Annotated in this window: 13 protein-coding genes; 7 read left to right on the top strand and 6 right to left on the bottom strand. The window is 76.2% G+C overall.

Annotated elements, in window-relative coordinates:
- The first annotated feature begins 45 nt into the window (after positions 1-45).
- Positions 46-2,181: a primosomal protein N' gene (locus ACFV3R_RS26110; protein WP_385587961.1), complete on the top strand. Its 2,136-nt coding sequence runs from the start codon at positions 46-48 to the stop codon at positions 2,179-2,181.
- Positions 2,182-2,413: 232 nt separating this feature from the next.
- On the opposite strand, the gene ACFV3R_RS26105 is transcribed toward ACFV3R_RS26110, so the two are convergent.
- Complete coding sequence (locus tag ACFV3R_RS26105) at positions 2,414-2,938, bottom strand: hypothetical protein (RefSeq protein WP_385587958.1); 525 nt, start codon at positions 2,936-2,938, stop codon at positions 2,414-2,416.
- 289 nt (positions 2,939-3,227) lie between these two features.
- Here ACFV3R_RS26105 and fmt point away from each other — a divergent pair, with 289 nt between their 5' ends.
- From fmt to ACFV3R_RS26080, 5 genes are all read left to right on the top strand, one after another.
- On the top strand, positions 3,228-4,160 hold the full coding sequence (gene fmt, locus ACFV3R_RS26100) for a methionyl-tRNA formyltransferase (protein WP_385587955.1): 933 nt from the start codon (positions 3,228-3,230) through the stop codon (positions 4,158-4,160).
- Positions 4,161-4,292: 132 nt separating this feature from the next.
- Positions 4,293-5,726, top strand: a complete 1,434-nt coding sequence (locus ACFV3R_RS26095; protein WP_385587952.1) for an RsmB/NOP family class I SAM-dependent RNA methyltransferase — start codon at positions 4,293-4,295, stop codon at positions 5,724-5,726.
- A gap of 47 nt (positions 5,727-5,773) precedes the next feature.
- Positions 5,774-6,445: a ribulose-phosphate 3-epimerase gene (rpe, locus tag ACFV3R_RS26090; RefSeq protein WP_385587949.1), complete on the top strand. Its 672-nt coding sequence runs from the start codon at positions 5,774-5,776 to the stop codon at positions 6,443-6,445.
- A gap of 234 nt (positions 6,446-6,679) precedes the next feature.
- Positions 6,680-7,669 (top strand): sugar-binding transcriptional regulator, encoded by a 990-nt coding sequence (locus ACFV3R_RS26085; RefSeq protein WP_385588161.1) that lies wholly within the window; start codon positions 6,680-6,682, stop codon positions 7,667-7,669.
- A gap of 67 nt (positions 7,670-7,736) precedes the next feature.
- On the top strand, positions 7,737-8,162 hold the full coding sequence (locus tag ACFV3R_RS26080; RefSeq protein WP_385587946.1) for a barstar family protein: 426 nt from the start codon (positions 7,737-7,739) through the stop codon (positions 8,160-8,162).
- 175 nt (positions 8,163-8,337) lie between these two features.
- Here ACFV3R_RS26080 and ACFV3R_RS26075 read toward each other — a convergent pair whose 3' ends face one another.
- The 5 genes from ACFV3R_RS26075 to gvpO all read right to left on the bottom strand — a co-directional run bounded on the left by ACFV3R_RS26075 (position 8,338) and on the right by gvpO (position 11,444).
- Positions 8,338-8,790: a gas vesicle protein K gene (locus ACFV3R_RS26075; RefSeq protein ID WP_385587943.1), complete on the bottom strand. Its 453-nt coding sequence runs from the start codon at positions 8,788-8,790 to the stop codon at positions 8,338-8,340.
- 20 nt (positions 8,791-8,810) lie between these two features.
- The gene (locus tag ACFV3R_RS26070) at positions 8,811-9,029 is read right to left on the bottom strand and encodes a gas vesicle protein (protein WP_385587940.1); all 219 of its coding nucleotides are present in this window, start codon (positions 9,027-9,029) and stop codon (positions 8,811-8,813) included.
- Entirely contained in the window at positions 9,026-9,886 is an 861-nt protein-coding gene (locus tag ACFV3R_RS26065; protein WP_385587937.1) for a GvpL/GvpF family gas vesicle protein, read from the bottom strand. Before ACFV3R_RS26065 ends, ACFV3R_RS26070 begins: the two co-directional genes overlap by 4 nt.
- Complete coding sequence (locus ACFV3R_RS26060; protein ID WP_385587934.1) at positions 9,883-10,404, bottom strand: gas vesicle protein; 522 nt, start codon at positions 10,402-10,404, stop codon at positions 9,883-9,885. Before ACFV3R_RS26060 ends, ACFV3R_RS26065 begins: the two co-directional genes overlap by 4 nt.
- A 113-nt stretch (positions 10,405-10,517) precedes the next feature.
- Positions 10,518-11,444, bottom strand: a complete 927-nt coding sequence (gvpO, locus tag ACFV3R_RS26055) for a gas vesicle protein GvpO (protein ID WP_385587931.1) — start codon at positions 11,442-11,444, stop codon at positions 10,518-10,520.
- 430 nt (positions 11,445-11,874) lie between these two features.
- Here gvpO and ACFV3R_RS26050 point away from each other — a divergent pair, with 430 nt between their 5' ends.
- Positions 11,875-13,338 (top strand): GuaB1 family IMP dehydrogenase-related protein, encoded by a 1,464-nt coding sequence (locus ACFV3R_RS26050; protein WP_385587928.1) that lies wholly within the window; start codon positions 11,875-11,877, stop codon positions 13,336-13,338.
- Positions 13,339-13,460: the final 122 nt, after the last annotated feature.

The raw sequence follows: 13,460 nt of genomic DNA, 5'->3' as shown, positions 1-13,460 counted from the left end.
ACCGGCGGTCCCGGTGATGTCGGTCCCCTCTGGTAGACCTGAGGTGTGAGCAGCGAGAACGGGCGGTCACCGGGAGCGGAGGGGGAGCAGCTCGCCCTCATCCGGGAGAGCGTGCGGCGGGCCAGGACCGACCCCGCCAGGCCCCGTACCTGGCGCGGCGCTGCGCTCGCCGCCGAGCTGCCGGTGGCCCGGGTGGTGGTCAACAAGGGCGTGCTCCACCTCGACCGCTACTTCGACTACGCGGTCCCCGCCGACATGGACGCCGACGCCCGGCCCGGCGTCCGCGTCCGCGTCCGGTTCGGCGCCGGCTCCCACACCGTGCGTGAGGGGCGGCGCGAGGGCGGCCGGCTCATCGACGGCTTCATCGTGGAGCGGCTCGCCGAGTCCGACTACGTGGGGCCGCTCGCCGCCCTCGCCCAGGTCCTCTCGCCGGAACCGGTCCTCACCCCGGAACTGCTCGCCCTGGCCCGGGCGGTCGCCGACCGCTACGCCGGCTCCCTCGCCGACGTCCTGCAACTGGCGATCCCGCCCCGCAACGCCCGCGCCGAGTCCAGGCCCTCACCCGAGCCGCTGCCCCCTCCGGAGCTGCCGGAGCCCGGGACCTGGCGGCGCTATCCCGAAGGGCCCGCGTTCCTGACGGCGCTGGCCCGGGGCGCCGGCCCGCGGGCGGTGTGGACGGCGCTCCCCGGCCCCCACTGGCCGGCCGAGACCGCCACCGCGATGGCCGCCACCCTGGCCGGCGGTCGCGGCGCCCTGACGGTGCTGCCCGACGGCCGCGCCGTGGAGCGCCTGGACGAGGCGCTCACCGCCCTCCTCGGCCCGGGCCGGCACGTGGTGCTGACCGCGGAGTCCGGGCCGGAGAAGCGCTACCGGCAGTGGCTGGCGGTGCGGCGGGGGTCGGTCCGGGCCGTCGTCGGCACCCGCGCCGCCATGTTCGCCCCCGTCCGCGACCTCGGCCTCGTCGCGCTCTGGGACGACGGCGACGCCGCCCTCAGCGACCAGCAGGCCCCGCAGCCCCACGCCCGCGAGGTCCTGCTGCAACGCGCCCGCACCGAGGGCGCGGGTCTCCTGCTCGGCGGCCACACCTGCACCACGGAGGCCGCCCAGCTCGTGGAGACGGGCTTCGCGCGTCCGCTGACGGCCCCCCGCGAGGTGGTCCGCGCCGCCGCCCCGCTGGTCCGCACGGTCGGTGAACTCGACGAGGTCAGGGACGCCGCGGCCCGCGCGGCCCGGCTGCCCAGCGTGGCCTGGGAGGCTGCCCGCGAGGGGCTGCGGCACGGCCCGGTGCTGGTCCAGGTGCCGCGCCGCGGCTACGTCCCCCGGCTGGCCTGCGAACGCTGCCGGGAGGCGGCGCGCTGCTCGGCCTGCGCCGGGCCGCTCCAGGCCCGCGACTCGGGGGACCTGCTCTGCGGCTGGTGCGGCCGGACCGAGGAGCGCTGGCAGTGCCCCGAGTGCGGCGGGCGGCGGCTGCGGGCCACCGTCGTCGGGCACCGCCGCACCGCGGAGGAGCTCGGCCGCGCCTTCCCCGCCGTCCCGGTCCGCACCTCCGGCCGCGACCACGTCCTGAGCACCGTCCCGGCCTCACCCGCCCTGGTCGTCTCCACCCCGGGCGCCGAACCGGTCGCCGAGGGCGGTTACGCCGCGGCGCTCCTGCTGGACGGCTGGGCGCTGCTGGGCCGGCCCGACCTGCGCGCCGGCGAGGAGGCGCTGCGGCTGTGGATGACGGCCGCAGCACTGGTGCGCGGCGCCGAGGAGGGCGGCACGGTCGTGGTCACGGCCGCCCCCGAACTCCGCCCCGTGCAGGCCCTCGTGCGCTGGGACCCGGCCGGTCACGCCGTCCGGGAACTGGCCGACCGCGCCGAACTCGGCTTCCCGCCGGTCTCCCGGATGGCCTCGGTGACCGGGCGTCCCGCGGACGTCGCCGACCTCCTGTCGGGCGCGCGGCTGCCGGACGGAGCGGAGGTCCTCGGGCCGGTGCCGCTGACCCCGCCTCCGTCCGGCAGTCCGCGGCGGCCGGGGGACCCGCCGCCGGGGGAGAGCTGGGACCGTGCGCTGGTCCGGGTCCGGCCGGGGCAGGGCGGAGCGCTGGCCGCCGCGCTGAAGGAAGCGGTGACGGCCCGACTGGTGCGGCGCGAGGGCGGCGCGGTCCGCGTGCGGGTGGACCCGCCCGACCTCGGATGACGGCCGGTCACCGGCGACCCGGGGCCCGAACGGTCGTGGCCGCCACCCCGGCGCGTGCGCCGCGGCGTGCCTCTCGGCGGGGCTGAGACACCGGGCACAGCCGCTGCCGGTGAGCGGGGGCCGTACCGGTCGCGCACACCTGACCGGGGCCCGGCTGTCCGAAGCGTGTCAGGTGGCGGGCAGGGCCGCGGGACGCGGCACGGGAGGGCGGGACCCGAGGGGCCTGACGCCCTCAGCCGTTGCGGGGCCCGGGGAGCACGCCCGAGCGGGGTTCCTCGCGGAGCAGCCCCGAGGGCTGACCGGGAACCGTGCGGGCGGCTGGCACGCTCGGCGTCACGGCCGGCCCGGCGACCTTCGCCGCGGTCGCCTCCGCGGTCTGGGTGGCCGCCCCCTCGCCGCCGCCCGCCGTCGTCCGCCGTGCGCCGTACCGGCGGTGCACGGCCTGCTTGGTGACCCCGAGGGCGGAGCCCACCGCGTCCCAGGAGAAGCCGAGCGAACGGTCGAACTCCACCGCGGCAGTCACCAGCGTCTCCACGCTGTCCCGCAGTTCCTGGGCGAGCCGGACGGTGGGCGCCGGCGCCCGCCCGTAGACGACGAAGCCCGCTGCGGGGCCGGTACGCCGGGGCCGGTAGACGTTGCCGAGCTGGGCGGTCAGGGTGCGCAGGGCGTCCACCTGCCGTCGTACCCGCTCGATGTCCCGCACCAGAAGTTGCAGGCTGGCACGTGCCTGGGCGTCGTGGGTTGCGTGGTCGGCCATGGGTGAGCCTCTCGAACCGGCAGAAGGGATGGTCTGGTCTGGTACATCGCCGTCCCGGCGCGGGCCCGACACGGTCAATGCCGATTGACCAACGCGGCACCCGCGTGGATGGTCACGCCCGGGGGCGCGGTGGGGGCGCACCGGCCGCGCCGCGGAGCGTGCCGCTCTCCGCGCGCCCCGTGGTGGCGGGCCGCGGTGCCGGAGCGGGCACTCCCGCACCGCTCCGCCCCCGCGCCGGCTCGTAGACTGGTCCGCCGCCAGCAGCCCGAGAGAGGTAGTGCGCCAACACATGAGGCTCGTCTTCGCCGGCACCCCCGAGGTCGCCGTACCCGCCCTGGACGCCCTGATCGCCTCCGACCGGCACGAGGTGGTGGCGGTGGTCACCCGCCCCGACGCCCCCGCAGGCCGCGGCCGGCGCCTGGTCGCCAGCCCCGTCGCCGAGCGGGCCGCGGAGGCCGGCATCGAGGTCCTCAAGCCCGCGCGCCCCCGCGACCCCGACTTCCAGGCCCGGCTGCGGGAGATCGCCCCCGACTGCTGCCCGGTCGTCGCCTACGGCGCGCTCATCCCCAAGGACGCCCTGGCCATCCCCGCCCGCGGCTGGGTCAACCTCCACTTCTCGCTGCTCCCCGCCTGGCGCGGCGCGGCACCCGTCCAGCACGCCGTCCTGGCCGGCGACGAGGTCACCGGCGCCACCACCTTCGAGCTGGAGGCGGGCCTGGACTCCGGCCCGGTCTACGGCGTGGTGACCGAGGAGATCCGCCCCACCGACACCAGCGGCGACCTGCTCACCCGGCTCGCCTTCGCCGGGGCGGGCCTGCTCGCCGCCACCATGGACGGCATCGAGGACGGCACCCTGCAGCCGAAGCCGCAACCCGCCGAGGGCATCACCCTCGCCCCCAAGATCGAGGTCGCCGACGCCCAGGTCGACTGGCAGGCCCCGGCCCTCCGCGTCGACCGGCTGGTCCGTGCCTGCGCACCGGCGCCGGGCGCCTGGACCACCTTCCGCGGCGAGCGGCTCAAGCTCACCGACGTCGTCCCCGTGCCGGACCGCACCGACCTCGCCCCCGGCGCCCTGGCGGCCGGAAAGAAGTCCGTCCTGGTCGGCACCGGCAGCCACGCCGTGGAACTGCGGTGGGTCAGGCCGCAGGGCAAGAAGCCGATGGCGGGCGCCGACTGGGCCCGGGGCACCCGCATCACCGAGGGCGAACGGCTCGGCGACTGACCGCGCCGGCGGCGGAGGTCACCGGCACTGGCCGGTCCGCGCCCCCGGCGTAGGCTGGGGGCTTGCCGGTGCCGCCGTCCTGGCCCGGCCGCACCACCGACACCCACCAGCCATCCCGGAGCACCTTTTCCCGTGAGCGCCCCCTCCCGTCGCCCCCACCGGCCCTACCGGCGTCCCAAGAAGGACCCCGTCCGCATCCTGGCCTTCGAGGCGCTGCGGGCCGTCGACGAGCGGGACGCCTACGCCAACCTGGTGCTCCCCCCGCTGCTGCGCAAGGCCCGGGACGCCGGGGAGATCGACGGCCGTGACGCCGCCCTCGCCACCGAGCTGGTCTACGGCACCCTCCGCCGTCAGGGCACCTACGACGCGATCATCGCCGACTGCGTGGACCGCCCGCTGCGCGAGGTCGACCCGCCGGTGCTCGACGTCCTCAGCCTGGGCGCACACCAGCTGCTGGGCACCCGCATCCCCACCCACGCCGCGGTCAGCGCCACCGTCGAACTGGCCAGGGTGGTCCTCGGCGACGGCCGCGCCAAGTTCGTCAACGCCGTACTGCGCCGCATCGCCGCCGACGACCTCGACGGCTGGCTGGACCGCGTCGCGCCGTCCTGGGACGAGGACCCCGAGGAGCACCTCGGCGTCGTCCACTCCCACCCCCGCTGGATCGTCTCCGCACTGTGGGACGCGCTCGGCGGGCCGCGCGCCGGGATCGAGGACCTCCTCGAAGCCGACAACGAACGCCCCGAGGTCACCCTCGTCGCCCGTCCCGGCCGTTCCACCCCCGAGGAGCTGACGGCCGCCGTCGGCGAGGAGGGCGCGCTGCCCGGCCGCTGGTCGCGGTACGCGGTGCGGCTCGGCGAGGGCGGCGACCCGGGCCGGCTGGACGCGGTGCGCGAGGGCCGGGCCGGTGTGCAGGACGAGGGCAGCCAGCTCGTCGCTGCGGCGCTCGCGAGCGCCCCGCTGGAGGGCCCCGACACCCGCTGGCTGGACGGCTGCGCGGGCCCCGGCGGCAAGGCGGCCCTGCTGGCCGCCCTCGCCGCCGAGCGCGGCGCCCACCTGCTCGCCTCCGAGAAGCAGCCCCACCGCGCCGGGCTCGTCGCCCGCTCGCTGGCCGGCAACCCGGGCCCGTACGAGGTGATCACCGCGGACGCCACCCGCCCCCCGTGGCGCCCCGGCTCCTTCGACCGCGTCCTCTTCGACGTGCCCTGCACCGGCCTCGGTGCGCTCCGCCGCCGCCCCGAGGCCCGCTGGCGCCGCCGCCCCGAGGACCTCGCGGGCTTCGCCCCGCTCCAGCGCGAACTGCTGCGGCAGGCGCTGCGCGCGGTCCGCGTCGGCGGCGTCGTCGGCTACGCCACCTGCTCCCCGCACCTGGCCGAGACCCGCGCCGTGGTCGACGACGTGCTGGCGGGCCGTGGCGCTGCCGGCGAGGAGAAGGCCGAGTTCCTCGACGCCCGCCCGCTGTTCCCCGGCGTCCCCGCGCTCGGCGACGGCCCCGACGTCCAGCTCTGGCCGCACCTGCACGGCACCGACGCGATGTACCTCGCGCTGCTGCGCCGGACCGCGTGACCACCACCGCCCCCGCGCCGCCACCGGGGCATTGACATACTGGCCCCATGGCCTTGATCAACCCCAGCATCCTGTCCGCCGACTTCGCCCGCCTCGCGGAGGAGGCGAAGGCCGTCGAGGGCGCCGACTGGCTCCACGTCGACGTCATGGACAACCACTTCGTGCCCAACCTGACGCTCGGCGTCCCCGTCGTGGAGTCGCTGCGCAAGGCGACGGACACGCCCCTGGACTGCCACCTGATGATCGAGGACCCCGACCGGTGGGCACCGGCCTACGTGGAGGCGGGCGCCGGCTCGGTCACCTTCCACGCCGAGGCCGCCGCCGCGCCGGTGCGGCTCGCCCGCGAGATCCGCGCCAAGGGCGCCCGGGCCGCGATGGCCCTGAAGCCGGCCACCCCGATCGAGCCGTACGAGGACCTGCTCCCCGAACTCGACATGCTGCTGGTCATGACCGTGGAGCCGGGCTTCGGCGGCCAGGCCTTCCTCGACATCATGCTGCCCAAGATCCGCCGCACCCGGGAGCTCATCTCCCGCCACGGCCTGCAGATGTGGCTCCAGGTGGACGGCGGCGTCTCGGCGTCCACCATCGAGCGGTGCGCCGAGGCGGGCGCCGACGTGTTCGTCGCGGGCTCGGCCGTCTACGGGGCGGACGACCCGGCGGCGGCGGTGCGCGGGCTGCGGGAGCAGGCGGAGAAGACCGCCACGTCCTGCCGGCACTGACCACCGCCCGTTCCTTCGCGGGCCCTCGGGCCGGTCACGGCCCGCACGGGGCCCGGCGCGGCCGGTGACCAGGCCGTCCGCGGACCGGGCGGATCGCGGGCGGCCACGGGAAGTTCCGCTGCTGCTCGCCGTCCGTGGTCCCCGCCGACTTCGGGTTTCTGGAAGGATGGCGGGGAAGCGATCAGCCGTGGAGTAGGGGAGATTCTCGTGGTAGCCAGCCGCCCGCAGTCCGGGATGGGCCCCGCCGAGCTGGTGCAGGCCGCGGCGATGGCCCGTCGCTTCTACCTGGAGGGCAAGTCCAAGATCCAGATCGCCGAGGAGTTCGGGGTCAGCCGCTTCAAGGTCGCGCGGGTGCTGGAGACGGCCCTGGAACGGGATCTGGTCCGCATCGAGATCCGCGTCCCGGCCGAACTGGACGCCGAGCGTTCCGACGCCCTGCGCGCCCGCTACGGTCTGCGCCACGCGGTCGTGGTGGAGTCCCCGGAGGACGCCGCGGTCGACGCGCCGGACCCGGAGAACCTCGGCGAGGTCGCCGCCGGCCTGCTCGGCGAACTCGTCCACGAGGGCGACGTGCTCGGGCTGGCCTGGGGCCGCTCGACCATCCACATGGCCGCGGCCCTCCAGCACCTCCCGCCGTGCACGGTCGTCCAGCTCACCGGCGTCTACGACGCGGGCACCACCGACCGCGGCTCGGTCGAGGCGGTGCGCAGGGCCGCGGAGGTCTCCGGCGGTGAGGCGCACCCCATCTACGCCCCGATGCTGCTGCCCGACGCCGGCACCGCGAAGGCGCTGCGCGGCCAGACCGGCATCGCCCGGGCCTTCGAGTACTTCGACGAGGTCACCGTGGCCTGCGTGTCCATCGGCTCCTGGGAGCCGGGCATCTCCACGGTCTACGACATGCTCGGCGAGGACGAGCGGGAGACCTACCGGTCGCTGGGGGCCGCCGCGGAGATGTCCGCGCACCTCTTCGACGCCGAGGGCCGCCGCATCGGCCGCGACCTGGGCGAGCGCTGCATCACCGTGGAGGCCGACCGGCTGCGCCGCATCCCGGAGGTGGTGGCCATCGCGGGTGGCCGCCGCAAGGCCGAGGCGATCGGCGCGGTACTGCGCTCCGGGCTGGTGACCAGCCTCGTCACCGACACCGCCGCCGCCGACCACCTGCTCGCCGAGACCGGCCCCGGACCGCGTCCGGCCCTCGACCGCGCCGACCCGGACGGCGAGTGAGCCCCGCCCCGGAGGCGGGCCCGCGCCTCCGCACCCGCGCCCGCACCGCCCCCGGGGCGGTGCGGCGATGACCACGCCCGTGCCCAAGCCCCTCGCGGCCGTCCTGGCCGGCCGCACCCCGGCCGGTGTGCTGACCTGGCCCGCGGGCCGGGCCGCCGCCGAGGCCGTGGAGCTGGCCCGTGACGCCGGCTGGCGGGCCACCCTGCTGGACCTGCGCCGGGTCGCCGACAAGCCCGCCTTCATGGACGCCTGCGCCCGCGCCCTGCACCTGCCCTCCTGGTTCGGCCGGAACTGGGACGCCCTCGCCGACTGCCTCCGCGACCTTTCCTGGTGCCCCACCGAGGCCGGCCGCCTCCTGGCCGTCCGCGGCTGGCAGGACTACGCGAAGGCGGAGCCGGGGGAGTGGGCCCTGTGGGAGGGCGTCCTGGTGGAGGCCGTGGCCTACTGGCGGGACACCCCCACGGGCCTGGCCGTGGTCCTCGCCCGCGAGTAGCCCCGGCCCGCACCGGTCGACGTCCTGCGGGCCGCGGGACGAGCGGACTCCCGGCCTGCGGTGTCGCGGCCCGCGGTGGTCCGGCCGGTGCGCCGTCCGCCCGGGGCACGCCTTCCGCCGCCGGGCGCCGCGGCTTCGGACGGTCTTCCCCGCCCCCGGGCCGCCTCCGGCGTCCTCAGTCCCTGGGCAGGAGGCTGCCCAGCGGGCCCAGGTCGAGGTTGAGGTCCTCCATCGTCAGGCCGTAGCGGTCGCACAGCTCCGTCATGCGGTCCTTGAGGATCATGAGGGTCAGACCGATGCGCTCCTCCTGGTCCTCCGTCAGGTCCTCCTGGTCCACCCGGTGCAGGGCGGTGCGCTCCATGAGCTGGCGGAGCAACTCGACGATGGTCAGCACGAGTTTGATCAGGTCGCGCTCGACGGTGTCCGGGTCGGTGCTCAGCCGGGAGGCTGCCGACCCCGGTGCGGCCTGCGGGTCGTCGAAGAGCCCGGCCGCGGCGGCGGGCAACAGGTCGAAGGCCGGGCGCAGCCGCTCGGCGTCCCCCGGGGCGGGCGCGCCGCGGGTGTCCGCGGCACCGCCGCCGTCGGCCGCTGCTTCGGGCGGTGCCGGCTGACCGGCGTCGGGTCGCATGTCCGGGCCTTCCACGGCGCTCACCACGGCGCCGGTTCGTCGGGGGTGATGGAGTGGATGACGGCACGCAGGTTGATGTGGACGAGGTCCACGTCCGCGATGGAGAGCACCAGGTCGCCGGTGAGGACCGCGCCGCCGGTGAGCAGCCGGTCCAGCAGGTCGATCAGGGCGACCTGCCGGCCTGCGAGCGGCGACTCCTCGTCCTCGGGCACGGCCGGCTCCGGCCAGGCGCTGCTCATGAGGCGTCCGCCGGGCCCGGCTCGGGCGGGGTGGCGAAGGAGTACGGTGCCCACGGCCCTGTGACCTGAACGGACACTCCTTCCACACCCTCCGCGAGGCCCGCCATGCGGGCGCGGAACTCCTCGATGCGGTCGTCCGGGACGAGGTAGGCCTCGTTGCACACGTTCTCCGCCGCCCCGCCCGGTCCGGCGGGTGCGCTGCCCGAGGCCGCCGGGCCCTGCTGCGGCCGGTGGGCGACCCTGCCCACCGCGAGACCCTCGGCCGCCTGCGGGACGCGCGCGGCAACGGTGCCGGCCGCCCGGTGGATGTCACGGCGGCCGTTGCGCTGTGCCCGGCGCCGCCGCAGGTAGGAGCGGCCCGGCGAGGTGTCGCCGCCCACTGCGGGCTCCGGTGCCGGGTCCTGCTCGGCCGGTGCGTGGGCGTAGACCTTCACGCCCCACTCCCGGTGGCCCTCCAGGCGTCGCAGCAGGCCGTGGAAGACCTCTGCGCGCGCCCGCAGCATCTCTGCCACCCGCGTGTCGTCGAGGTAGACGGTGGCCAGCCGCATCGGCAGCACCGTCGCGTGCCGGCCGGCGCCGGCCACCACCGCGTCGTGGCCGCGGGCGAGCAGCTCCAGCCGCTCCATGTCCTCCAGCTGCCTGCGCAGGCCCGCCTCGTCGAAGTCGCGGGCGGGGACCGCGGAGACCAGCGCGCCCAGGCCGTCGGCGGTCACCACGTGCAGTGGTTCACCGAAGAGCCCCGGGACCTGCGCGGCGGCGGCGTCCAGTGCCTCGCCGGCCGGCCCCACCGCGTAGAGGTAGCGGCTGGTGTCCGGGGCTCCGGCCGCCGGGGGAGCGGGGGTCGTGCGCTCGGTCAACGGTCCTCGTCCTCTCTCGCGCGGCGCCCGCCGCGGTCACCGGCCGCCTGCTCACCTCGGTCCTCCTCGTCGACGGGTTCCTCGCCCGCCGTGCCGCCCTCGACCACCGGGGCCTGACCGGCAGCGGCGTCGTCCGCGGCGGGGAGTCGCACGGCGGCCCGCAGTTCCTCCAGCTGCCTGCGCAGGAGGGCGTTCTCCTCCGCCAGCGCGTCCCGACCGCTGTGCCGCCCCATCGTCTTCGCCGGGTCCTCGCGCGTGGCGCGGGAGGACAGCGAGGGGTCGTGCTCCCACCAGTCGATGCCCATCTCCTTGGCCTTGTCGACCGAGGCGACCAGCAGCCGCAGCTTGATGGTGAGAAGTTCGATGTCGAGCAGGTTGATCTGGATGTCTCCGGCGATGACCACGCCCTTGTCCAGCACCCGCTCCAGGATGTCGGCGAGGTTGGCGGAGGAGCCCTGCGAGGCGTACGGCGATGCCGCACCGCTTCCCGCGAGGCCGCCCGTCCACGAGTCGGACATAGTGTTGCCTTCCGCTGGTCTCCGGCTCCCGCGGCGGGAGGCCGGTGGGGCCGCTGATCCGGTGGTCGCCCGGTCCGGGCCGCTCGGGGCGGGCCGGCGGCGGGCGTCGACGCTCAGCCCCGCTCGGCGTTGCCCCGGGTGTACCGGTCCACCCGCTCGTAGCCCATGAGCTCGCCCTCCTCGTCCAGCTCGACGCGGTAGGTGGCCATCAGGCTGGAGGTGTCGGGGATCTTCTCCACCTCCACGACCTCCACGTCCGCCCGCCACCCCTCCTCGGTGCGCTTCACCGAGGACACCGAGGTCGGCGGGGTCCCCGGGCCCAGCAGCTCCGCGAGCTGGAGAACGGCCTCCCGGGCGATCTGCCGCAGCCCCGGCCGCCGACGGCGCGGCTCCACGTCCTCGCGGCCACCGGCGTCGGAGGCGTCGGAGCGGCCGGAGCCCTCCCGGCCGCCCGCCCGATCGTCGGGGCCGTCGCAGTCGTCGAGGCCCTCCGATGCGGCGTCGTCCCGGTGGTTTCGGTCTTCCCGGTCCTCCCGGTCCTCCCGGTCCTCCCGGTGGTCCCGGTGGTCCCGGTCGGCGCGAGCCTGGTCCTCGGCGCCCGCACGGTTGCGGTCCTCGGCGTCCCGGCTGTCCCGCTCCTCGGTGTGCGATTCCGCACGGTCACGGGATTCCGCACGGTGACGGTCGCCGCCGTGCGAGTCCTCACGGTCACCGCCGTCCGAGGCCTTTGCGCCTGACGACCGCGAGGTCCCGGACGCCCGGGTGCCGGACCCGGGCCGTTTGTCCTCACCGCCCTCGCGCCGCTCACGCCGTGCCGTGCCGCGGTCCCCGTCCGAGGAGCCGGACGAGGGCGACGAGGAGGACGAGGAGGACGAGGAGGTCCGTGTGCGGCCCTCGCGCTGGTCCGACCGCCGTCGCGAGGGGCGCTCCGCCGAGGAGGTGCTGCCGCTGCTCCGCCGCGACGCGGTACGGCGCGGCGCCGACGACTTCTCGTCGTGGGGCGCCTCCTCGGCGGACGTTTCCTTGCTGGGGGAGGCCACGGGTTCCTCGCTCTCGTCGCGTTCGCTCTGCCGGGCCTTCGGCGGTCGGTCGGGGGCGGGCCCCGGGCCTGCTCCGACCCCTCGTAGCGGCCGGGCGGCCGCGTGGCCCGAGGTCCGCCTGCCCGGCGGTCCTGCACGTATGCACACCGCTCCCGCGCACCTCCGTCACACCTGCGCCACCGGCGGCAGGTACCGCACCGCGCCGACCGCAGCCGCCCCGGAACCGCCCCCCGGCCCCGGTCGCCGGGTGCACCGGGGCCCGGAAGCGGATGCCGCACCGCGACCCGCGCCCCGGTCCGCGACCCGCGCCCCCGGCTCGCCACCCCCGGTCCGCGACCCCCGCCCCGCCGGGTTCGTCGGATCGCACAACCGGCCTCCGACCTGGTCGGATGATCCGACTGCGCAGCGCGCGCGCCCGTATCCTGGCTGTATGCGCTTCCTGAACCCGCGGACCGGCCAGGCCGAAGAGAACCCCGCCGTGCCGTACGACCTGACGTACGACGACGTCTTCATGGTCCCGAACCGCTCGTCCGTCGGCTCCCGGCAGGGTGTCGACCTCTCCACGCCTGACGGCACCGGCACCACCATCCCCCTGGTCGTCGCGAACATGACCGCGATCGCGGGCCGGCGGATGGCGGAGACGGTCGCACGCCGCGGCGGCCTCGTCGTCATCCCGCAGGACATCCCCCTGGAGGTCGTCACCGAGGTCGTCTCCTGGGTCAAGCGCCGCCACCTGGTCTTCGACACCCCGATCGTGCTCTCGCCCGTGGCGACCGTCGCCGACGCCCTGTCGCTGCTGCCCAAGCGCGCCCACGGCGCCTGTGTGGTCGTCGAGGGCGGGCGGCCGGTGGGCATCGTCACCGAGCACGACCTGAACGGCGTCGACCGCTTCACCCAGGTCTCGGAGGTCATGAGCCGCGACCTGCTCGTGCTGGACGCCGGCATCGACGCCCGTGAGGCCTTCAACCGGCTCGACGCCGCCAACCGCAAGCTCGCGCCGGCGGTGGACGAGGAGGGCATGCTGGTCGGCGTCATGACGCGCAAGGGCGCCCTGCGCGCCACGCTCTACGCCCCGGCCGTCGACGCCGAGAACCGGCTGCGGGTCGCCGCGGCCGTCGGTATCAACGGCGACGTCGCCGGGAAGGCCAAGGCGCTCCTGGACGCGGGGGTGGACACTCTCGTGGTGGACACCGCCCACGGACACCAGGAGTCGATGATCAACGCGGTCCGCGCGGTGCGCGCCCTGGACCCGCAGGTCCCGATCGTGGCCGGCAACATCGTGGCCGCCGAGGGCGTGCGCGACCTGATCGAGGCGGGCGCGGACATCATCAAGGTGGGTGTGGGCCCCGGCGCCATGTGCACCACCCGCATGATGACCGGCGTCGGGCGCCCGCAGTTCTCCGCGGTCCTGGAGTGCGCCAGGGAGGCCCGCAAGCACGGCAAGCACGTCTGGGCCGACGGCGGTGTCCGCCACCCCCGGGACGTCGCCATGGCGCTGGCCGCCGGCGCGTCCAACGTGATGATCGGCTCCTGGTTCGCCGGCACCTACGAGTCCCCCGGCGACCTCCAGCACACCGCCGAGGGCAAGCCGTACAAGGAGAGCTTCGGCATGGCCTCGGCCCGCGCGGTGCGCAACCGCACCAGCGAGGAGTCGGCCTACGACCGGGCGCGCAAGGGCCTGTTCGAGGAGGGCATCTCCACCTCGCGGATGTTCGTCGACCCGGCCCGTCCCGGTGTGGAGGACCTCATCGACTCGATCATCGCCGGTGTCCGCAGCGCCTGCACCTACGCCGGCGCCGCCAACCTGGAGGAGTTCGCCGCGAACGCCGTCGTCGGCGTCCAGAGCGCCGCCGGGTACGCCGAGGGCAAGCCGCTCCACAACAGCTGGAGCTGACCCGCCCCGGACGCACGTCCGGGACGGACGCCGCTGGGGGGCCCCCGCCCCCCCCGCAGAAACAAAACAAAAGCAGCCGACCAAAGAAACAGAGTAAGTCTAGGTGGTGGGCGGGGGAGTAT

It is taken from the genome of Streptomyces sp. NPDC059740 (assembly GCF_042733155.1).
Classification (GTDB): Bacteria; Actinomycetota; Actinomycetes; order Streptomycetales; family Streptomycetaceae; genus Streptomyces.
The sequence above is the reverse complement of the archived record's forward strand: the minus strand, read 5'-3'. Positions and strand labels throughout refer to the sequence as shown.